Below are 18,970 nucleotides of genomic sequence, written 5' to 3' on the forward strand. Positions count from 1 at the left end.
TTGCGCAGCCAAATTGTAAATTGTAAATTGTAAATATCCATTATGAGTACAAAAAGCACCTCCCGCTTCATGCCGCTTATTATAGCCATCAGCGTAGTAGCAGGAATTTTGATTGGAACTTTTTATGCCAGACATTTTGCCGGTAACCGGCTGGGCATCATCAACGGCTCGTCCAACAAGCTGAATGCTTTGTTGCGCGTCATTGATGACCAGTACGTAGACACCGTCAACATGACCGATTTGGTAGAGAAAGCCATGCCGCAGATACTTGCGGAGCTCGACCCCCACTCCACCTACATCCCGGCACAAAAGCTGGAAGAAGTTAACTCCGAACTCGAAGGCAGCTTCAGCGGTATCGGTATTCAGTTCACTATTCAGGACGACACGATACACGTCAACAGCGTAATCCCGGGCGGTCCTTCCGAGAAAGTCGGCCTGATGGCGGGAGACCGTATCGTGATGGTCAACGACAGCTTGTTTGCAGGTATCGGACTGACGAACGAGAAGGCTATGCGCAACCTGAAAGGTCCGAAAGGCAGTCAGGTGAAGCTCGGCATCAAACGTTCCACAGAAAAAGAATTGCTCGACTTCACCATCACACGCGGCGATATTCCGCAGAATACCATTGATGCCGCCTATATGATCAATGATGAATTCGGCTATATACAGATCAGTAAGTTCGGCCGCACCACGCATGTAGAGTTGCTGAATGCCATTGCCCAACTGAGCCATCAGAAGTGTCAGGGACTGATCATCGACCTGCGCGACAACACCGGAGGATATATGGAAGCCGCCACCCGCATGGTGAACGAGTTCCTGCCCGAAGGAAAACTGATTGTCTACACCCACGGACGCAAATATCCCCGCATGGAAGAATATGCCAACGGTACGGGTAGTTGCCAAAAGATGCCGCTGATCGTACTGGTGAACGAAGGTTCGGCCTCTGCCAGCGAAATCTTTGCAGGTGCCATCCAGGATAACGACCGCGGAACTATCGTAGGCCGCCGTTCCTTCGGTAAGGGACTGGTACAACAGCCCATCGACTTCAGCGACGGTTCGGCCATCCGCCTGACCATTGCCCGCTACTATACCCCATCGGGCCGCTGCATCCAGCGTCCGTACGAGAATGGTAAAGACAGCAAGTATGAAATGGACTGGATTACCCGCTACGAACACGGCGAATTCTTCTCACGCGACAGCATCAAGATGGACGAAAACTTGCGCTACTCCACCAGTCTGGGAAGACCCGTTTATGGCGGCGGCGGCATTATGCCCGACGTATTCGTGCCACAAGACACCACCGGCGTATCATCCTATCTGATAGAGGTAAGCAACAAGGGACTGATTCTGCAATTCAGCTTCCACTACACCGACCGCAACCGCGCGAAGTTAAGTGAATTTGATAACGAAGAAGATCTGTTGAAATACCTCCGCCAACAGGGAATCGTAGAGCAGTTCATCCGCTTTGCCGACTCCAAAGGGGTGAAGAGACGCAACCTGCTCATCCATAAGTCCTACCAGTTGTTGGAAAGAAACCTTTACGGCAACATTATCTATAACATACTGGGCAGAGAACAGTACATTCGCTACATCAACCAGAGCGATGCTACCGTGAAGAAAGCATTGGAGCTTTTGGAGAACGGCGAGGCATTTCCTAAAGCTCCGGAGGAAGCCCCTTTAATGGAAGAGAAAAAAGATGATGGAAAGAAAAAAAGAACTGCGCAGGCAGGTGGCTTTGTTGAAGACCCAACACAAATCTTCCGCATCGCGTCAGTCTGCTGAAATACTTGCCGCCCTCGAAGCACATCCTGCTTTCAGGGCGGCAAAAACCATACTGCTATACCACTCGCTGAAAGATGAAGTGGATACGCACGAATTCATCCGGAAGTGGAGCCGCGAAAAGCGTATCTTGCTTCCGGTAGTTGTAGGTGACGACCTGGAATTGCGGATATACACCGGACCGGAAGACCTAGCCATCGGCGCCTACGGCATCGAAGAACCCACCGGGGCACTCTTTACCGACTATGCCGCTATCGACTTCATAGCCGTTCCCGGCGTGGCATTCGACCACAACGGCAACCGGCTGGGACGTGGCAAAGGCTATTACGACCGCCTATTGCCCCGCATTCCTTCAGCCTACAAAGCAGGGATCTGCTTCCCCTATCAAATCGTTGAAGAAGTTCCGGCGGAAGCATTCGACATCCGCATGGACGGACTTATCTGCGTAAGCTAACACACTTACCTATGAGAGCCGACGCACTTATCTGTGAGAGCCGACGCACTTACTTGTGTAAGCCGATGCACTTATCTGCCTGTTGGCAAAATAAGTATTTGAAAAAAGACTTATCGGAAGATGATATTAGTAATGACCTGTGCCCCCACATGCCTATTCAAGTTGCGTACCAGCAACTCGCGTCCCATCATTAACTCCTGGCGAAGGGCAGCCGAGGTCAGGTGTACATAGAGAATCTGGTTCTTGATGTAGAGTTCACGGGTATAAGATGCAATGGTAGGACCCAACACTTCCGGCCAGGCACTGATAAGGCGACGCTCGTTCAGCGGCGATTCCAAGCTCTCTTGCCTGAGGAAGTTACGGATCAATGCCCCTATCTGTTCGGCGTTATTACGTTTCATGCTTCTTCCTCCTTCATTTCGGCAACGACGCCCTGTTCTACACGGAACATCTTATAATCGCTCCCCACTTTGTGCAGGATGCGATCCAGATGCTCGCGATTCGTATCGGTAATAAAAATCTGACCGAAGTTATCGCCTGCCACCAACTTGATAATCTGCTCCACACGCGAAGCATCCAGCTTGTCGAAGATATCATCGAGCAGCAACAAAGGAACGGCTGTCCCGGTGCGCTTCAAGAAGTCGAACTGCGCCAGCTTCAAGGCCACAAGGTAAGTCTTATTCTGCCCTTGCGAGCCTTCACGCTTAATGGGAAAATCTCCCAGAAGCATGTTCAGCTCGTCCTTATGCACACCGCGCAGGGAGTAGCCCATAATCTGATCGCGTACGCGGCTCTCTTTCAAGACTTCCAGGAGGGAAGCATTGCGCGCATGAGAATCGTAAGTCAGCCCCACCCGCTCCTTGTCTTGAGAGATAAACGAATAGAAAGACTGGAAAATGGGAATGAACTCCTGAATAAATGCCTCCCGTTTGCGGAACACAACTTCACCGGCTTGTGCCATCATCTCCTCCCACACCAGGAAGAGTTCCTCCTCCACCGGTTGCTCGCTCTTCAGCAATGTATTGCGTTGCACAAGGGCTTTGTTATAGCGTATCAGGGCTTCCAGGTATTCTTTGTCGTATTGGGAAATGACTACGTCCATAAAACGTCGCCGCTCATCGCTGCCTCCCGCTATCAGTTCCGAATCGGCAGGAGATACCATCACCAAAGGCAGGAAACCGATATGGTCCGACAAACGCGTATATTCCTTCTTGTTCCGCTTGAACTGCTTCTTCTGACGGCGCTTCATGCCACAATAGATTTCTTCCGGTGTGCCGTCGGGCGCCTCGTAGAAACCTTGAATGACAAAGAAGTCAGCCTCATGGCGAATATTCTGAGAATCAATAGGATTACCGGCACTCTTGCAGAAAGACAAGAAATAGACAGCATCCAGCAGGTTTGTCTTCCCCATGCCGTTCTGCCCGAAAAAGCAGTTCAACTTAGGTGAAAAAGAGAGCTCAACCTGCTCCAGATTCTTATAATTGAGTATGGATATACGTTTCAGTATCATATCATAACGATGGGTTCGGGTACAAAGATAATGCAAACCGAAGGCAGTACAAAATAAGCTTGCTTATTTTTAATGCTGAGGTGAAGCTTAGCTTATCGAAAAGTAGGAAGAATTTCGGGGTTTTGAGAAGCAAAACAAAAAAAGATGCTTCTAAATTTCGTTGATAGACATAAAAAAGTTACTTTTGCGGGTCGAAATAGCTATGTAAGAATAATAACAAAAAGATTATATAAAAATGGCAGAACAAAAAAAGACGAATGAGGCCTTAAATGTGGAAGACGCACTGACACAATCGGAGGCATTCTTCATTAAGAACAAAAAAGCAATCATCGGTGCCGTAGTAGCAGTAATTATCATCGTAGCCGGTGTAGTAATGTACAAGAACCTCTATTCCGACCCGCGCGAAGAGAAAGCACAGGCCGCCCTCTTCAAAGGACAAGAGTATTTCGAGGCGGATGCATACGCACAAGCAGTGAACGGTGACAGCATCGGTTTCGTAGGATTTGCAAAAATCGCCAATGAATATAGCGGCACAAAAGCCGGTAACCTGGCAAAGGCTTACATGGGTATCTGCTATGCACACCTCGGCAAATACGACGAAGCTATAAAGGCATTGGATAGCTTCAACGCAGACGACCAGATGGTAGCTCCCGCCATAAAAGGCGCTATGGGTAACTGCTACGCACAGCTCGGCCAGTTGGACAAAGCCGCTTCCATGCTGTTGAAAGCAGCTGGTGAAGCCGATAACAATACACTCAGCCCCATCTACCTGTTGCAAGCCGGAGAAATCCTGGTTAAGCAAGGCAAGTACGACGATGCCATCAAAGCCTACACTACCATTAAGGATAAATACTTCCGTTCATACCAGGCTATGGACATCGACAAATACATCGAACAGGCCAAATTGCTGAAGAAGTAATATACCTTATTATATAAGACATTTCGAGGCACGGATTACGCGGAAAACACGGAAAACAGAATACCGTGAAGTTCGTATAATCCGTGCCTCTTTTTTCTCCCGCTAATAATTAAAAACCAATCAATATGGCAACAGCTTATCACAATCTTTCGGACTACGATTTCAACTCCGTTCCGAATGCAGAAAAGATGAAATTCGGCATTGTTGTGTCCGAGTGGAACTACAACATTACCGGTGCTCTTCTGAAAGGAGCAATAGAAACCCTGAAGAAACACGGGGCAAAAGACGAAAACATCCTGGTAAAAACCGTACCCGGCAGTTTTGAACTGACCTTCGGTGCCAACCAGCTTATCGAATACAGCGAAATTGATGCAGTAATTGCAATAGGTTGCGTAGTAAGAGGTGATACTCCGCATTTCGACTATGTTTGTATGGGAGCTACCCAAGGAATTAGCCAATTAAACGCAAGTGGCGATGTACCAGTAATTTACGGATTAATTACTACCAACACAATGGAACAAGCCGAGGACCGTGCCGGTGGAAAGCTGGGTAACAAAGGCGACGAATGTGCAATTACTGCAATAAAAATGATAGATTTTGCTTGGAGTTTACAAAAATAGTCGTATCTTTGCACTCGCAATTGAGAAACAAAGGTAATTCACTAAGTTTCATCAAAAGCAAAAGGGCAAATACCAGAGTGGCCAAATGGGGCAGACTGTAAATCTGCTGGCTTACGCCTTCGGTGGTTCGAATCCATCTTTGCCCACAAAAATTGCGGAAGTAGCTCAGTTGATAGAGCATTAGCCTTCCAAGCTGAGGGTCGCGGGTTTGAGTCCCGTCTTCCGCTCTCAAGAGAAATCAGATAGTTATCGAAAGATGTCTATCTGATTTTTTGCTTTAAAGAATTAAATCATTATATTTGCTATCAGAGTCAGGAGGTTGGGACAATGAAACTGATTGAGAACAATATCCAGAAAATTATTGCCTTATGCAAAAAGCACAAGGTTAATAAGCTATTTGTCTTTGGTTCGATTCTTACCAATCGCTTCAATGATAATAGCGATGTGGATATGGTTGTTGATTTTGGCAAAGTAGATTTAATGAATTATGCAGATAACTACTTTGACCTCAAATCCGCCTTACAAGACTTATTCGGAAGAGATGTAGATCTATTGGAAGAAAAAGGCATCCGAAATCCTATATTGAAAAAGAACATTGATAATACCAAGCAATTAGTTTATGGATGAATATATTGAAAAACATCTGATAGATGTACTAAATGCTATCAATGAGGTGGAGAGTTTCTTTGCAGACAAACCCAAATTATTTCAAGAATTTCAAAATGATATGCTACGACAACGGGCAGTCGAACGCAATATTGAAATCATGGGAGAAGCAATCAACAGGATACTTAAGGCTAATCCTGATTTTCAACTGCCCAATGCCAAAGCAATCATCAATACTCGAAACAGAGTAATTCACGGATATGACAGTGTAACTACAGAATTCTTGTGGAGTTTAATCATTAAGCATATTCCCGCTCTTAAAGATGATGTAGAGAATATACTAACAAATAAGTAATTACTCCAAATAAAGTATCTCCACTTCCGTAACATTCTCATGAAGCCATTCATCCAGCTTGGCTTCCACCTTATCCAAAATCTGAGGAGTGATGAACTTCTTTACCTTCTTATAAGCATAAACGGCGGCAGCGCCTTTTCCTACCAAGAAAATCTGACCCAAAACATCTTCTATACTCGTGGGGAACACGATAGCAACGAGAGCGAGCATGATATTGGCACGTTCGCTCTCGGGAGTGGTATCGGCAGTCATGACATAATAAACGGTAAGTACCGGACGACCGGCAACGCGGCCAGCCTTCTTTATGTACTCTTCTACTTTTATACGAATCTCATCCAGTGTAAAATTTAGTTTCATAGTTTCTCGTTTTTATTTATTAGACGCAAAAAGATACGCTTTGGTTGCAGAAAGAAGAAAGAATTATCGAATAAAATATGCAAAATTAGATATATCTTTGCAGCCGATTTATTTTTCACAACCACATAAAGAAAGAATGAAAACAATTGTAAATGTCCCCTCTCGGCAGAACACAATGCGCGAACTGAGAGATTATCTGATGATTGCCTTAGGCATGATTATGTATGGTGTAGGCTGGACCGTGTTCCTTTTGCCTAATGATATCACTACGGGAGGCGTGCCGGGTATTGCCTCTATTGTCTATTTTGCTACCGGATTTCCTGTACAGTACACGTACTTCGCCATCAACTTCCTTTTGTTGCTGCTTGCCATACGCATCTTGGGTTGGAAGTTCAGTATCAAGACCATCTTTGCCGTATTTACGCTCACCTTCTTTCTTTCACTTATCCAGAAGCTGACGGAAGGTCTTGTACTGCTGCATGACCAGCCATTCATGGCCTGCGTCATCGGAGCATCGTTTTGCGGAAGCGGCATCGGTATTGCATTCACCTCTAACGGTAGTACCGGAGGTACGGATATCATTGCCGCCATCATCAACAAGTACCGGGATATTACACTGGGACGGGTAATGCTGATATGCGACCTTATCATCATTTCATCCAGCTATTTTGTCCTGCAAGATTGGGAAAAAGTGGTGTACGGCTATGTCACCCTCTACATTTGCAGTTTTGTGCTCGACCAGGTAGTGAACAGTGCCCGCCAATCGGTGCAGTTCTTCATCATCAGCGAAAAGTACGTAGAAATAGGAAAGCATATCAATGAGTACCCGCACCGTGGCGTAACGGTTATCAATGCCTCCGGCTTCTATAGCGGAAGGGAACAGAAGATGCTGTTTGTACTTGCCAAGAAGCGTGAATCGACCATTATCTTCCGGCTGATAAAAGACATAGACCCCAACGCATTCGTATCACAGAGTGCAGTCATTGGAGTCTATGGAGAAGGGTTCGACAGAATTAAGGTAAAATAGTGAATCTTCCTTGATTCCAGCTATAAATGATAGGACGGCGGATAAACGGTTTAAGTTTCTCCGCCGCTTCTTTTTCCATATAGTCGGGAGTGGCGAGGGTGAATGTCAACGCAGCATCCTTTGCCGAAAGATCGACTTTCATCAGCAGCATGTCTGCTTGGCGACGGGCTGCCTGGTAGTCATAAACGTCCACTGTATCGGGAGCCTCAGCTATAAAATCACTCATGACGGGCAATTTCGGCAGATAAGACGAAAGCGGGAGTTCCTTCCAGTCCGCAGTATAGAACTTGATGTGACTGTCGCAGGCTGGAGCACAAACTGTAGAAACAGTGCAAATTACTTTCGTACTGTCATTCACAGGCAGGAGTTTCATTTGCCAGGTACTTTGGGGAGTCATATTCACACGGATATAGTCCGGAGAAAGTTCCGTCATTTCCGATTTGCCGCCGAAGCTATTGGTTACTTCGGCCTTCATCTTACTGTCCAGAAAGTCTATAAAATCCGCACGGTTTACGGAAGTAAGCAACGGACACAAGGAGTCCGGCATATTTTTAAAGAATGTTTTAGCTTCCTGAGCCTGCACAACGCCTGCACAAAGAAAAGCCGAACATAAGAGAATAGTCAGTTTCTTCATCATATCACTTTTTTCATAACATATCACATAATATCCCAAGAAAGTAGGCGTCCGTTTCATCAAAGCTATTCAGTTCTTTGCTGTCAATATCAAGAACGCCCCATACAGCGCCGCCTCCGGTCTTTAGCGGAACCACGATTTCGGAACGGGACAACGAACTGCAAGCTATATGTCCGGGAAATGCATCGACATCCGGCACAATCTGCGTTTCTGCTTTCTCCCATGCCGTGCCGCATACCCCACGGCCTTTCTTGATGCGCGTACAAGCCAGCGGTCCCTGGAAAGGGCCAAGTACCAGCTCATCTTTCTTCACGATATAAAAACCCACCCAAAAGAAGTTGAAAGTCTCCTTCAGTGCAGCCGACACATTGGCCAGATTGGCTATCATGTCGCTTTCGTCTGCAACCAGACTCTTCAACTGCGGAAGCAAAGCGCGATACTTTTCGTATTTGCCGCCATCATCTATATATAAATCTTCTGCCATATATTCTTGCTTATTTACTTCCCAAATATAGGAAGAACATTCCAATCAACACCAAAATGAGGTCGATAGCCTTACTTTTTAAATTCTTTTCACGGAAGAAGAGGGCACCGAAAAGGAAAGAGACCACTACGCTACTGCGGCGTACCATCGAAACGATGGAAATCATGGAGTCCTCATAACTCAAGGCATAGAAATAGACAAAATCGGCAGCACAAAGAAATATGGAGATGCAGATAATTGTCCAGTCCCAACGGAACGGAGTACTTTCCTTGCGCTTAGGATACCACAGCAGCAAGATAATGGGACACATGATAAAGACTTGATAGACGTTATACCAGGACTGCACCAACATCGGATTGAGCTGTTTCATCAGATATTTGTCGTACAAGCCACTAACGGCACCGGTCATAGCGGCAAGCACGATGAAAAGGATCCATTTGTTGTGCTTGAAGTCGATGCCTTCTTTCTTGCCGGAACGGCTCAACATAAAGAAAGACAATATGGCGAGTAACACCCCTATCCATTGGTAGAGGTTCAATCGCTCTCCGAAGACCAGCATGGCACCGACAAGCACCATCACGGGACGGGTAGCATTGATAGGACCCACAATCGTAAGCGGCAGGTGCTTCATGCCGAAATAGCCGAATATCCAGGAAGAAAGTACAATAAACGATTTGATAATGATGTACTTATGTACCTCCCACCCCACTACGGGAACATTGAACATCGTATCGCCCAGCACCGAAGGTGAAAAAGCCGATATCAGAATGAAAGGGAGAAATATAAGGCTCGAAAACAACGTGTTCAAGAAAAGAACCGGAAGCACGGCATTGTCGCGGAGCGACTGCTTCTTAAAGGCATCATAGAATCCCAGCAAGGCTGCGGAGAGAAAAGCGAGTAATAACCACATCTTTTTATTTACAATTTAGCAATTTACAATGTACAATTTAGCTATGCGGATGCTCTTTCAGCTATCTGCCAAGAAGAGTTCTTCCGGATAAGCCACATCCACCAGAAACAGGGCATTCCCCGGAACGGAGGTTCCGGCACGGCAGCGGTCTTTCTGCTTGATGACCCGCCGGAAACCTTCAACGGTAAGTTTGCCACGGCCCACTTCGAGCAAGGTGCCGACGATGGCACGCACCATATTGCGCAGAAAGCGGTCTGCCCGGATGGTAAAGACCCAAGTCTGTTCATCCAGCTGCGTCCATTCGGCATGCAGAATCTTGCAATTATTGGTCTTGACGTCGGTATGCAGTTTGCTGAAGCTGGTGAAATCGGTGTAATCGAACAAAGTCCGTGCAGCTTCATTCATCCGCTGAAAGTCCGGAGTCTGGAAAAGGCGACAACGATATTGGCGGTCGAAAGGAATCTTGGCAGTAGTGACGTAGTACTTATACATACGCGCTATGGCGTCGAAACGGGCATGCGCATCAGGCTTCACAGCACGCAGACGGTAGACAGAGATGTCAGGCGGAAGAAGCCGGTTCAGCTTGTCGGTCATGAAAGCGGGATCCAAAGGAACTTCGCTATCGAAATGAGCTACCATAAGAGAGGCATGCACACCGGCGTCGGTACGCCCAGCTCCCACCACCTCTACTTCCCGACGCAGCAAAGTGGCAAGAGCCTTCATCAAACACTCCTGCACGCTTGCCCCATTGGGCTGGATTTGCCAGCCATGGTAGGCTGTACCGTCATAAGCCAAGTAAATAAAATATCGTTGCACGTTCTTTTTGCTTTCTTTTTCGGGTGCAAAGATAGCACAAACCTACAAAAAGACACGAAAAAAGCGGTAATCTCTTCCCGGAGTTTCGGGAGATTGGGTTATCTTTGCCGGAGTTTTTGAAAAATAAACAAGAATCCAGACAGATATTATACTCAATGAAGCATCCAATAAAAATCGCTCCTATCCTACTACTTGCCGCACTGGCTACCACTCTAACCTTTGCCGGTTGCAAAAAGAAAGACATGTCGCTCAAGCTGAACGAACCCCGCAACATCCGGGGAGTAATCAGCTATAAACGTTCGTTTGGAGACTTGAACGAGAAACATCTGAACGTAGCACAATCCATCGGCATCCGTCCCCTTTCCTCACGGGCAGAGGCAGAGAAAATGAAAGAAAAGCTGCACCACATCACAACGAACGAGTTTTATACCGTCGACTCGCTGACGCACTCTATCCCCTACCTCATCCCCGATGCAGCCAACCTGCTGGACACTATCGGCCATAACTTCCTCGACTCACTGGCCTCCAAAGGTCTGAACCCCAACAAAGTAATCGTGACTTCCGTGCTCCGCACCAAGGACGATGTGAAGCGTCTGCGCCGCAGCAACGGCAATGCGTCCCTAAACTCAGCGCACTTCTACGGAACCACATTCGACGTCAGTTGGAAGCGCTTCCAGAAAGTAGAGGATGAAGACGGGCGCCCCTTGCAGGACGTCAGTGCAGACACCCTGAAACTGGTGCTCTCAGAAGTATTGAGAGATTTGAAACAAGCAGACCGATGCTATATAAAGTATGAGTTAAAGCAAGGCTGCTTCCATATAACGACAAGGAAATGACAGAAGAACAAAAGATAGGAAATCTGTTCTTTTGTTCTTCTGTCTGAAAAAAGTAGTTTATGTCCTATACCTCTTCTTCCAGCATCCTCCACGCCAGCGGCAGGCAAGTAACAATATCTCCTGCCGTCATCCCGATGGTACCGTGCTTCTTGCAGGCAATATCCCCTGCCAGACCATGCACATAAGCACCCAGGCAAGCAGCCGCTTCGGGCTCGTATCCTTGTGCCAGCAAAGCAAGCAGTATGCCCGTCAACACATCGCCACTGCCTCCCGTCGCCATGCCGGGGTTGCCCGTAATGTTGAAATAACATTTGCCCGACGGAGTGATGACAGCGGAGTAAGCGCCCTTCAATATAATATGCACCTCAGCAGTCTTTGCCAGCTCACGCGCTTTCGTCAAGCGTTCGTAAGAGTTCTGGCACTTGCCTACCAGGCGTTCCAGTTCCTTGGGATGTGGAGTGAGAATGCTCCCTTTGGGCAGACGTCCGAGGTAGCTGCGTTTCTCTCCCAAGAGATTCAGCGCATCAGCATCTAGCACCATAGGAACAGAGCAAGCATCTATCTGCTCAAATAAGGCAACTTCCGTTTCCTCTGCCTGTCCCAGTCCGGGGCCCACGCCCACCGCCTGATAATCGTCAGCATCGGAAGAAGAAGCAAAACACGTATCGCTGACATCCAACTCTGTCATTGCCTCGGGCACAGCAGTCTGCACAATGAAGTTATTGCAGAACGGCACATGCACCGTCAGCAGTCCCACCCCCGAACGCAGGCAGGCACGTGCGGCAAGCACCGATGCCCCCGCCATCCCCTGCGAACCGGCTATCAGCAAAGCACGGCCGAAGTTCCCTTTATGGGCAAACCTGCCGCGAGTCTTCAGCAGATACGGCATATCTTCATTTTCCAGCAAATAGTAGTCGGTTTCCATCTCCTCGATGGCATCTTCACTCAGCCCGATATCCAGGAGTTGCCACTCGCCGACAAAGGGTTCGTTTTCGGCAAAAAGGAATGCCAGCTTCGGCAGTTGCAGGCTCAGCGTGAGGTCGGCACGGATAATGCCTGACTGTACATTATAGGTATTGTCTTCCCCCATCAGCCCCGACGGGATGTCGATGGCTACCACCGTAGCAGAGGAAGCATTGATGTATTTCACCACTGCGGCAAAGCCACCGGTCAGCGGTTTGTTCAGTCCGCTGCCAAACAAACCGTCGATAACAACATGATCCGCCGTCAATGTGGGCGGCACAAACTGCGAGGTTATTTCATGGAAAACGACACCGGACACACCGTTCAGTTTCTCTTTGTTTGCCTCGCAATCCGGCGAGAGCGAACCTTTGGTATTGAAAAGATATACTTCCGGTTTATAACCCTTCTGCGCCAAGAGGCGGGACACTGCCAGTGCATCGCCTCCGTTATTCCCCGGTCCGGCAAAAACCGTAAACGGGGTATCGGCACTCCAACGTTCTGAAATTGCTTTAGCCAATGCTTCGGCAGCACGCTCCATCAGGTCGATAGATGCAATCGGTTCATTCTCTATCGTATATGCATCCAGTTGCTTGATGCTTGTTGTGGGAAATATCTTCATAGGGTCAATCTTCTTTTTTTGCCAAGCAAAGGTAAAGGGAATAGTTAGAAAAAACAAACGAAAGAATGACGAAAAAAAGAAGGATGTAAGCACAGAATAATTAATTTTGCAGACTGAATTTAAAAACTTAATAATACCTGTTGGCGGAATTGATTCACAATTGTCAGGCTATGAATTGGTTGATGAGATTCCGGTTGACAAGGCGACAAAGGGCTGCGCGCCAAATGGGAATTTAGCAGCGCAGAGGATGAAATGATGCCCGGAAGCCTCCACGGGAGCTCTCGCGAAGCCTACCTCGACGATGGATACCTCCACGGGAGCTCTCGCGAAGCCTTCCTTGACGACGGACACCTCCACGGGAGCTCTTGCGGAGCCTTCCTTGACGACGGAAGCCTCCACGGGAGCTCTATTACCAACGGATGTTAACGTGAAGGCGCCACGAGAGTTCTATTACTAACAGCCGTTAACGTGACGGCGCCACGAGAGCTCTATTACTAACAGCTGTTAATAATTTAACCCCTAAATCATCATCCGTCGCGCAGTCCGTTGTCAGTCTAACCCTTGTCAGCCCCATTTTGCTTCCTTTCTCTCTTCAAAAGGGATTGATTTCGCCAGCAGATTAAACAAATTACTATGAGTACACCCAAGCACCCCAAAGGTCTTTACCTTATCTTCGCTACCAGTACGGCAGAGCGTTTCAGTTACTATGGCATGCGCGCCATTTTCATCTTGTTTTTAACCCAGGCATTGCTGTTCGACAAAGAGCATGCCGCCTCCATCTACGGCAGCTATACCGGACTGGTTTACCTGACGCCGCTCATCGGCGGATATATCGCGGATAAATACTGGGGCATCCGTCGTTCCGTGTTTTGGGGTGCGATGATGATGGCAGTGGGACAATTCCTGATGTTCTCCAGCGCCTCCATGCTCGAAGCCAAGGAACTCTCGCACTGGCTGATGTATGGTGGGCTCACCTTTCTTATATTAGGCAACGGATGTTTCAAGCCGACCGTAGCCTCCCTCGTAGGACAACTCTACAAGCCGGGAGACCGACGACTGGATTCGGCCTACACCATTTTCTATATGGGTGTCAACGTCGGCTCCTTCCTCGCCCCGCTGGTTTGCGGATATTTCGGCGAGACGGGCGATCCGAACGACTTCAAATGGGGTTTTCTGATTGCAGGTATCGTCACGGTGTTCACGGTCATCTTGTTCGAGACGCAAAAGAACAAATACCTGATCGGCCCCGATGGAGAACAACTCGGCATTATCCCCGATTCCCGGAAAGGACAACCGCAAGCCGCCAAGACCATCAGCCAAATGGATGCGGACAAGAGCAATAAACTCCGCAATTACATTATCCTCGGAATATTGACCGTTGCACTCGCCTCTTTCTTCTATTGGTGTTTCGGCGATGATTGGATCAGTATCGGCATCTTCACCGCCTGCATCGTGTTCCCCGTCAGCATCTTACTGGAAGGTTCGCTCACCAAGATCGAACGCGACCGTATCTTCGTCATTTATATCATCGCCTTCTTCGTCATCTTCTTCTGGGCGGCTTACGAACAAGCCGGTGCCTCACTGACGCTCTTTGCCTCGGAGCAGACCGACCGCGTAATCTTCGGCTGGGAAATGCCGGCATCGTGGATACAGTCTTTCAACCCGTTCTTCGTGGTGATATTGGCCGCCATCATGCCGGGAGTATGGGGATTCCTCAACCAACGGGGACTGGAACCGGCTTCTCCCACCAAACAAGCCATCGGACTGCTGTTGCTCTCCCTGGGCTATCTGGTCATCTGCTTCGGAGTGAAAGATGTGCAGCCCGGCGTCAAAGTGAGCCTCATCTGGCTAACCGGACTTTACTTTATCCATACAATGGGCGAAATCGTGCTCTCCCCCATCGGCTTGTCGATGGTAAACAAGCTGACGCCTATCCGTTTCGCGTCGCTGATGATGGGTATATGGTATCTCTCGACCGCCACCGCCAACAAGTTTGCAGGCACGCTGACCGGTCTTTATCCCGAAGCCGGAAAGGTGAAAACGCTGCTTGGTTACCGCATTGAAACGATGTTCGATTTCTTTATGGTGTTCGTCATCATGTCGGCCACGGCATCGCTTATCCTCTTCCTGCTTTCAAAGAAATTGCAGAAGATGATGCACGGAGTGGAATAAAAATCGTATTTTTGCGCCAACTTTCTAAAACATCCCATCTATGGATATCATACAAATAAAAGACAAAATGTTCTCCGTTTCCATCAGAGAACAGGACATACTGAAAGAAGTAACCCGCGTGGCGAACGAAATTAACCGCGACCTGGACGGAAAGAATCCTCTGTTCCTCAGCGTACTGAATGGTTCGTTCATGTTCACCGCCGACTTGATGAAACGTATCACCATTCCTTGTGAGATTTCGTTCGTCAAACTGGCGTCTTATCAAGGAGTGTCTTCTACCGGAACGATTAAAGAAGTTATCGGCATCAACGAAGACCTTGCAGACCGCACAGTAGTCATTGTAGAAGATATTGTAGATACGGGACTCACCATGCAGCGCCTACTGGAAACACTCGGCACACGCGGCCCGAAAGAAATCCATATCGCTTCGCTGCTGGTGAAGCCGGATAAACTGAAGGTGGACCTCAACATCGAATACGTCGCCATGAATATCCCCAACGACTTCATCGTGGGTTACGGACTGGATTATGACGGCTTCGGACGCAACTACCCCGATATCTATACCGTGGTGGAATAATAAGAAGCTGCGGATAGAAAAAGAGTGAATCCAATTCAATAATAACTTTTAAATATAGGAACTAAACAAATGTTGAACATTGTAATTTTCGGTGCTCCCGGCTCAGGCAAGGGAACACAAAGCGAGAAGATTGTAGAGAAGTATGGCATCAACCACATCTCCACCGGAGACGTGCTGCGTGCTGAAATGAAGAACGGCACCGAGCTGGGTAAAACAGCCAAAGGCTATATCGACCAGGGTCAGTTGATCCCCGATGAACTGATGATTGACATTCTGGCAAGTGTATTCGACAGCTTTGAAGATAGCAAAGGTGTCATTTTCGACGGTTTCCCCAGAACAATTGCCCAGGCCGAAGCATTAAAGAAGATGCTTGCCGAACGCGGACAGGAAGTAAGCGTCATGCTCGATCTCGAAGTACCCGAAGAAGAATTGATGACCCGCCTCATCCGTCGCGGAAAAGAATCGGGCCGTGCCGACGATAACGAAGAGACTATCAAGAAGCGTCTCGTTGTTTACCACTCACAGACGGCTCCGCTGATCGACTGGTACAAGCAAGACGGAAAATATCAACACATCAAAGGCTTCGGCGAACTGGAACAGATCTTTGCCGATGTTTGCGAGGCGATTGATGCCGTGAAATAATTAAACCCATTAGCACATTAACCATATATGGCTGAATCGAATTTTGTTGACTACGTAAAAATATATTGCCGCTCCGGAAAGGGTGGCCGAGGCTCTACGCACATGAGGCGTGAGAAATACATCCCCAATGGCGGCCCCGACGGAGGTGACGGAGGACGAGGAGGTCATGTGATTCTTCGCGGTAACCGCAACTACTGGACGCTGCTGCACTTGAAGTACGACCGCCACATCCTGGCCGGACATGGTGCATCGGGCTCAAAAGGCCGCAGTTTCGGCAAGGATGGAGAAGATAAAACGATTGAAGTGCCCTGCGGTACCGTAGTATATAACGCTGAAACCGGCGAATACATCTGCGATGTCACCGAGCACGGACAAGAAGTTGTTCTGCTGAAAGGCGGACGCGGTGGCTTAGGTAACTGGCACTTCAAGACTGCCACCCGCCAGGCTCCCCGCTTTGCACAACCGGGCGAACCGATGCAGGAAATGACGGTCATCATGGAACTGAAGTTGCTGGCAGACGTCGGCTTGGTAGGTTTCCCCAATGCGGGTAAATCGACCCTGCTCGCCTCTGTCTCTGCCGCCAAACCGAAGATTGCCAACTATCCTTTCACCACGCTGGAACCCAATCTGGGTATTGTATCCTATCGTGACGGAAAATCGTTCGTCATGGCAGATATCCCCGGAATCATCGAAGGTGCCAGCGCGGGCAAAGGTCTCGGTCTGCGCTTCCTGCGCCACATTGAACGCAACTCTTTACTGTTGTTCATGGTGCCTGCCGACAGTGACGATATTCGTAAAGAATATGAGATATTGCTGAACGAGCTCCGTACCTTCAACCCTGAAATGCTGGATAAACAACGGGTACTCGCCATCACCAAGTGCGATATGCTCGATCAGGAACTGATGGACGAGATAGAGCCGACATTGCCCGAAGGCATTCCACACGTATTTATCTCTGCTATCTCCGGCATGGGCGTCTCCGTGCTGAAAGACATCCTTTGGGAAGAGTTGAACAAGGAAAGCAATAAGATAGAAGGCAAGGTAGAAAGCATTGCCCACCGTGCCAAAGACATGAGCCACTTGCAGGAAGAACTGAAGGAGGAAGGCGAAGATGAAGACCTCAGCTACGAATATGTCAACGATGACGAGGACATAGAAGATCTTGAGGACTTTGAATACGAAGAAGAAGATTGGGAGGAAGACGGAAAATGATTTCTCTCACCCAAGATAGGAGAATGTTGGGATATGAGGCGCTTGCCCCGTATCCCGACATTTCTTGTTTTGTAACCACCCGCCACGGAGGTTGCAGCCGGGGAAATTATGGTACCTTCAACTGCACGTCTTATACGGGAGACGATGAGGAATGTGTCCGCCGGAATCAGGAAATTTTGTGTGCATCCCTGCCGCAACGGCCTAAAGAGCTGATTATTCCCTTTCAGACACATGGCACGAAGGTGGAGGTGATTGACAGGAAATACCTCACCGCATCTTCCGAAGCACGCCTCGACATGTTGCAAGGAGTAGATGCCCTTATAACCCGTGAACCGGGTTGCTGCATCTGCATCTCCACAGCAGATTGTATTCCTGTCTTGCTCTATGACCGCGCACACAAAGTGATAGCTGCCGTCCACGCAGGTTGGCGAGGAACCGTCAATTACATTCTCGGGCATACGCTCGACAAAATGCGGGCACTCTATAACACCGACGGCAAAGACATCATTGCCTGCATTGGCCCCGGCATCTCCCTGCCTGCCTTTGAAGTAGGAGACGAGGTTTATGAAGCGTTCCGTATGAATGGCTTTGCCATGGATTACATCTCAGAATGGAAACCGGAAACACATAAATACCACATCGACCTGTGGGCTGCCAACCGGATGCAACTGTTAGACTTCGGTGTACCTTCTGCCCAAGTGGAAACAGCCGGAATATGCACTTATCAACAACACGAAGAATTCTTCTCGGCGCGGCGTCTGGGCATCAAGTCCGGACGGATATTGTCGGGAATAATGATTATGAATTAAATTATGTACAACATCACCGTATCAGAAGAAATAAGACTTGCCTGCCCCATCTTTAGAGGAGCAGCCGTTTATGCAGAAGTCACCAACACTGCTTTCTGCAAGGGATTATGGGAAGAGATCGACGCATTCACCCAAGAACTGACCAGCACTACCCAACCGGACGACATCAAACTGCAGCCCGCCATTGCCGCCACCCGTGAAGCCTACAAACGTTGTGGCAAAGATCCCAGCCGTTACCGTCCGTCTGCCGAAGCCTTGCGCCGCCGGTTGATGCGCGGACTGGCATTATATCAAATCGACACGCTGGTCGATCTTATCAACCTCGTCTCCCTGCGTACCGGCTACTCCATTGGTGGCTTTGATGCCGACAAGATACAAGGTACCCACCTCGAACTCGGCATCGGACGTGCCGATGAGCCGTTTGAAGGTATCGGTCGCGGTGTATTGAACATCGAAGGACTTCCCGTCTACCGTGACCTCATAGGAGGCATCGGCACCCCGACCAGTGATAACGAACGCACTAAAATGGATATTGAAACCCGCCACATCCTCGCCATCATCAACGGTTACAGCGGCTCGGACGGACTGGAAGAAGCCGCTGAAATGACACAAGACCTTTTAAGGAAATACGCCGCCTCAAACGGCGGAAGCATACACTATTTCTTATAG

22 protein-coding genes and 2 tRNA genes are annotated in these 18,970 nt (G+C 48.4%); 16 read left to right on the top strand and 8 right to left on the bottom strand.

Annotated elements, in window-relative coordinates; all coding sequences use genetic code 11:
• The first annotated feature begins 42 nt into the window (after nt 1-42).
• A complete protein-coding gene (locus tag AAE250_RS09115) occupies nt 43-1,782 on the top strand; it encodes a S41 family peptidase (protein ID WP_294601384.1) in 1,740 nt (579 codons plus the stop codon).
• Nucleotides 1,700-2,233 (top strand): 5-formyltetrahydrofolate cyclo-ligase, encoded by a 534-nt coding sequence (locus tag AAE250_RS09120; RefSeq protein ID WP_294601392.1) that lies wholly within the window; start codon nt 1,700-1,702, stop codon nt 2,231-2,233. The genes AAE250_RS09115 and AAE250_RS09120 overlap by 83 nt, the downstream gene beginning before the upstream one ends.
• A 110-nt stretch (nt 2,234-2,343) precedes the next feature.
• Here the strand turns inward: AAE250_RS09120 and AAE250_RS09125 are convergent, their stop codons facing one another.
• A complete protein-coding gene (locus tag AAE250_RS09125; RefSeq protein ID WP_294601383.1) occupies nt 2,344-2,634 on the bottom strand; it encodes a DUF721 domain-containing protein in 291 nt (96 codons plus the stop codon).
• Nucleotides 2,631-3,743, bottom strand: coding sequence for a DNA replication/repair protein RecF (gene recF, locus AAE250_RS09130; protein ID WP_294601382.1), 1,113 nt, complete (start codon nt 3,741-3,743; stop codon nt 2,631-2,633). The genes AAE250_RS09125 and recF overlap by 4 nt, the downstream gene beginning before the upstream one ends.
• Nucleotides 3,744-3,978: 235 nt before the next feature.
• Between recF and AAE250_RS09135 the strand changes: the two genes are divergently transcribed.
• The 6 genes from AAE250_RS09135 to AAE250_RS09160 all read left to right on the top strand — a co-directional run bounded on the left by AAE250_RS09135 (nt 3,979) and on the right by AAE250_RS09160 (nt 6,243).
• Nucleotides 3,979-4,662 (top strand): tetratricopeptide repeat protein, encoded by a 684-nt coding sequence (locus AAE250_RS09135; RefSeq protein ID WP_294601381.1) that lies wholly within the window; start codon nt 3,979-3,981, stop codon nt 4,660-4,662.
• A gap of 125 nt (nt 4,663-4,787) precedes the next feature.
• Complete coding sequence (gene ribH / locus AAE250_RS09140; RefSeq protein WP_294601380.1) at nt 4,788-5,282, top strand: 6,7-dimethyl-8-ribityllumazine synthase; 495 nt, start codon at nt 4,788-4,790, stop codon at nt 5,280-5,282.
• A 63-nt stretch (nt 5,283-5,345) separates the two neighbouring features.
• A tRNA-Tyr gene (locus tag AAE250_RS09145) sits at nt 5,346-5,428 on the top strand.
• An 8-nt stretch (nt 5,429-5,436) separates the two neighbouring features.
• Nucleotides 5,437-5,509: transfer RNA gene (locus AAE250_RS09150), tRNA-Gly, on the top strand.
• 100 nt (nt 5,510-5,609) lie between these two features.
• Entirely contained in the window at nt 5,610-5,909 is a 300-nt protein-coding gene (locus tag AAE250_RS09155; protein ID WP_294601379.1) for a nucleotidyltransferase family protein, read from the top strand.
• Nucleotides 5,902-6,243 carry a HepT-like ribonuclease domain-containing protein gene (locus AAE250_RS09160; protein ID WP_294601378.1) on the top strand — a complete coding sequence of 114 codons (342 nt, stop codon included), beginning with the start codon at nt 5,902-5,904 and terminating at the stop codon, nt 6,241-6,243. The genes AAE250_RS09155 and AAE250_RS09160 overlap by 8 nt, the downstream gene beginning before the upstream one ends.
• Here the strand turns inward: AAE250_RS09160 and AAE250_RS09165 are convergent, their stop codons facing one another.
• Nucleotides 6,244-6,600, bottom strand: a complete 357-nt coding sequence (locus AAE250_RS09165) for a hypothetical protein (protein WP_294601377.1) — start codon at nt 6,598-6,600, stop codon at nt 6,244-6,246. It lies immediately after the preceding gene.
• A 136-nt stretch (nt 6,601-6,736) separates the two neighbouring features.
• On the opposite strand from AAE250_RS09165, the gene AAE250_RS09170 reads away from it, so the two are divergent.
• On the top strand, nt 6,737-7,627 hold the full coding sequence (locus AAE250_RS09170) for a YitT family protein (protein WP_294601376.1): 891 nt from the start codon (nt 6,737-6,739) through the stop codon (nt 7,625-7,627).
• Here the strand turns inward: AAE250_RS09170 and AAE250_RS09175 are convergent.
• From AAE250_RS09175 to truA, 4 genes are read right to left on the bottom strand one after another with little or no spacing between them, the layout of a single operon-like run.
• Nucleotides 7,614-8,264 carry a DUF3256 family protein gene (locus tag AAE250_RS09175; protein WP_294601375.1) on the bottom strand — a complete coding sequence of 217 codons (651 nt, stop codon included), beginning with the start codon at nt 8,262-8,264 and terminating at the stop codon, nt 7,614-7,616. The two genes, AAE250_RS09170 and AAE250_RS09175, sit on opposite strands and share 14 nt — an antisense overlap.
• A gap of 10 nt (nt 8,265-8,274) precedes the next feature.
• Nucleotides 8,275-8,745 carry a GAF domain-containing protein gene (locus tag AAE250_RS09180; RefSeq protein WP_294601374.1) on the bottom strand — a complete coding sequence of 157 codons (471 nt, stop codon included), beginning with the start codon at nt 8,743-8,745 and terminating at the stop codon, nt 8,275-8,277.
• Nucleotides 8,746-8,755: 10 nt separating this feature from the next.
• Nucleotides 8,756-9,655, bottom strand: a complete 900-nt coding sequence (locus AAE250_RS09185) for a DMT family transporter (protein WP_294601373.1) — start codon at nt 9,653-9,655, stop codon at nt 8,756-8,758.
• Nucleotides 9,656-9,712: 57 nt separating this feature from the next.
• Nucleotides 9,713-10,471: a tRNA pseudouridine(38-40) synthase TruA gene (truA, locus tag AAE250_RS09190; protein WP_294601372.1), complete on the bottom strand. Its 759-nt coding sequence runs from the start codon at nt 10,469-10,471 to the stop codon at nt 9,713-9,715.
• 155 nt (nt 10,472-10,626) lie between these two features.
• Here truA and AAE250_RS09195 point away from each other — a divergent pair, with 155 nt between their 5' ends.
• Nucleotides 10,627-11,307 carry a DUF5715 family protein gene (locus tag AAE250_RS09195; RefSeq protein ID WP_294601371.1) on the top strand — a complete coding sequence of 227 codons (681 nt, stop codon included), beginning with the start codon at nt 10,627-10,629 and terminating at the stop codon, nt 11,305-11,307.
• A 64-nt stretch (nt 11,308-11,371) separates the two neighbouring features.
• Here the strand turns inward: AAE250_RS09195 and AAE250_RS09200 are convergent, their stop codons facing one another.
• Complete coding sequence (locus AAE250_RS09200; protein WP_294601370.1) at nt 11,372-12,889, bottom strand: NAD(P)H-hydrate dehydratase; 1,518 nt, start codon at nt 12,887-12,889, stop codon at nt 11,372-11,374.
• 633 nt (nt 12,890-13,522) lie between these two features.
• On the opposite strand from AAE250_RS09200, the gene AAE250_RS09205 reads away from it, so the two are divergent.
• From AAE250_RS09205 to AAE250_RS09230, 6 genes are all read left to right on the top strand, one after another.
• A complete protein-coding gene (locus AAE250_RS09205) occupies nt 13,523-15,061 on the top strand; it encodes a peptide MFS transporter (RefSeq protein WP_294601369.1) in 1,539 nt (512 codons plus the stop codon).
• A gap of 40 nt (nt 15,062-15,101) precedes the next feature.
• Nucleotides 15,102-15,638: a hypoxanthine phosphoribosyltransferase gene (gene hpt / locus AAE250_RS09210; RefSeq protein ID WP_294601368.1), complete on the top strand. Its 537-nt coding sequence runs from the start codon at nt 15,102-15,104 to the stop codon at nt 15,636-15,638.
• 69 nt (nt 15,639-15,707) lie between these two features.
• Nucleotides 15,708-16,280, top strand: coding sequence for an adenylate kinase (locus tag AAE250_RS09215; RefSeq protein ID WP_294601367.1), 573 nt, complete (start codon nt 15,708-15,710; stop codon nt 16,278-16,280).
• A 27-nt stretch (nt 16,281-16,307) separates the two neighbouring features.
• On the top strand, nt 16,308-17,492 hold the full coding sequence (gene obgE, locus AAE250_RS09220) for a GTPase ObgE (RefSeq protein ID WP_294601366.1): 1,185 nt from the start codon (nt 16,308-16,310) through the stop codon (nt 17,490-17,492).
• Nucleotides 17,489-18,301: a peptidoglycan editing factor PgeF gene (pgeF, locus tag AAE250_RS09225; RefSeq protein WP_294601365.1), complete on the top strand. Its 813-nt coding sequence runs from the start codon at nt 17,489-17,491 to the stop codon at nt 18,299-18,301. The genes obgE and pgeF overlap by 4 nt, the downstream gene beginning before the upstream one ends.
• Before the next feature lie 3 nt (nt 18,302-18,304).
• Nucleotides 18,305-18,970, top strand: coding sequence for a B3/B4 domain-containing protein (locus tag AAE250_RS09230; RefSeq protein WP_294601364.1), 666 nt, complete (start codon nt 18,305-18,307; stop codon nt 18,968-18,970).

The sequence above is a fragment of the Bacteroides sp. GD17 genome (assembly GCF_038448625.1).
Classification (GTDB): domain Bacteria; phylum Bacteroidota; class Bacteroidia; order Bacteroidales; family Bacteroidaceae; genus Bacteroides.

Excerpts from the sequence above, each read along its gene's own strand:
- hpt (WP_294601368.1), top strand. The coding sequence starts at position 15,102 with ATGGATATCATACAAATAAAAGACAAAATGTTCTCCGTTTCCATCAGA.
- AAE250_RS09185 (WP_294601373.1), bottom strand. The coding sequence starts at position 9,655 with ATGTGGTTATTACTCGCTTTTCTCTCCGCAGCCTTGCTGGGATTCTAT.
- AAE250_RS09165 (WP_294601377.1), bottom strand. The coding sequence starts at position 6,600 with ATGAAACTAAATTTTACACTGGATGAGATTCGTATAAAAGTAGAAGAG.
- ribH (WP_294601380.1), top strand. The coding sequence starts at position 4,788 with ATGGCAACAGCTTATCACAATCTTTCGGACTACGATTTCAACTCCGTT.
- AAE250_RS09200 (WP_294601370.1), bottom strand. The coding sequence starts at position 12,889 with ATGAAGATATTTCCCACAACAAGCATCAAGCAACTGGATGCATATACG.
- AAE250_RS09155 (WP_294601379.1), top strand. The coding sequence starts at position 5,610 with ATGAAACTGATTGAGAACAATATCCAGAAAATTATTGCCTTATGCAAA.
- AAE250_RS09135 (WP_294601381.1), top strand. The coding sequence starts at position 3,979 with ATGGCAGAACAAAAAAAGACGAATGAGGCCTTAAATGTGGAAGACGCA.
- AAE250_RS09215 (WP_294601367.1), top strand. The coding sequence starts at position 15,708 with ATGTTGAACATTGTAATTTTCGGTGCTCCCGGCTCAGGCAAGGGAACA.
- obgE (WP_294601366.1), top strand. The coding sequence starts at position 16,308 with ATGGCTGAATCGAATTTTGTTGACTACGTAAAAATATATTGCCGCTCC.
- AAE250_RS09230 (WP_294601364.1), top strand. The coding sequence starts at position 18,305 with ATGTACAACATCACCGTATCAGAAGAAATAAGACTTGCCTGCCCCATC.
- pgeF (WP_294601365.1), top strand. The coding sequence starts at position 17,489 with ATGATTTCTCTCACCCAAGATAGGAGAATGTTGGGATATGAGGCGCTT.
- AAE250_RS09195 (WP_294601371.1), top strand. The coding sequence starts at position 10,627 with ATGAAGCATCCAATAAAAATCGCTCCTATCCTACTACTTGCCGCACTG.
- AAE250_RS09125 (WP_294601383.1), bottom strand. The coding sequence starts at position 2,634 with ATGAAACGTAATAACGCCGAACAGATAGGGGCATTGATCCGTAACTTC.
- AAE250_RS09170 (WP_294601376.1), top strand. The coding sequence starts at position 6,737 with ATGAAAACAATTGTAAATGTCCCCTCTCGGCAGAACACAATGCGCGAA.
- AAE250_RS09205 (WP_294601369.1), top strand. The coding sequence starts at position 13,523 with ATGAGTACACCCAAGCACCCCAAAGGTCTTTACCTTATCTTCGCTACC.
- AAE250_RS09115 (WP_294601384.1), top strand. The coding sequence starts at position 43 with ATGAGTACAAAAAGCACCTCCCGCTTCATGCCGCTTATTATAGCCATC.
- AAE250_RS09160 (WP_294601378.1), top strand. The coding sequence starts at position 5,902 with ATGGATGAATATATTGAAAAACATCTGATAGATGTACTAAATGCTATC.
- recF (WP_294601382.1), bottom strand. The coding sequence starts at position 3,743 with ATGATACTGAAACGTATATCCATACTCAATTATAAGAATCTGGAGCAG.
- AAE250_RS09180 (WP_294601374.1), bottom strand. The coding sequence starts at position 8,745 with ATGGCAGAAGATTTATATATAGATGATGGCGGCAAATACGAAAAGTAT.
- AAE250_RS09175 (WP_294601375.1), bottom strand. The coding sequence starts at position 8,264 with ATGATGAAGAAACTGACTATTCTCTTATGTTCGGCTTTTCTTTGTGCA.
- AAE250_RS09120 (WP_294601392.1), top strand. The coding sequence starts at position 1,700 with ATGGAAAGAAAAAAAGAACTGCGCAGGCAGGTGGCTTTGTTGAAGACC.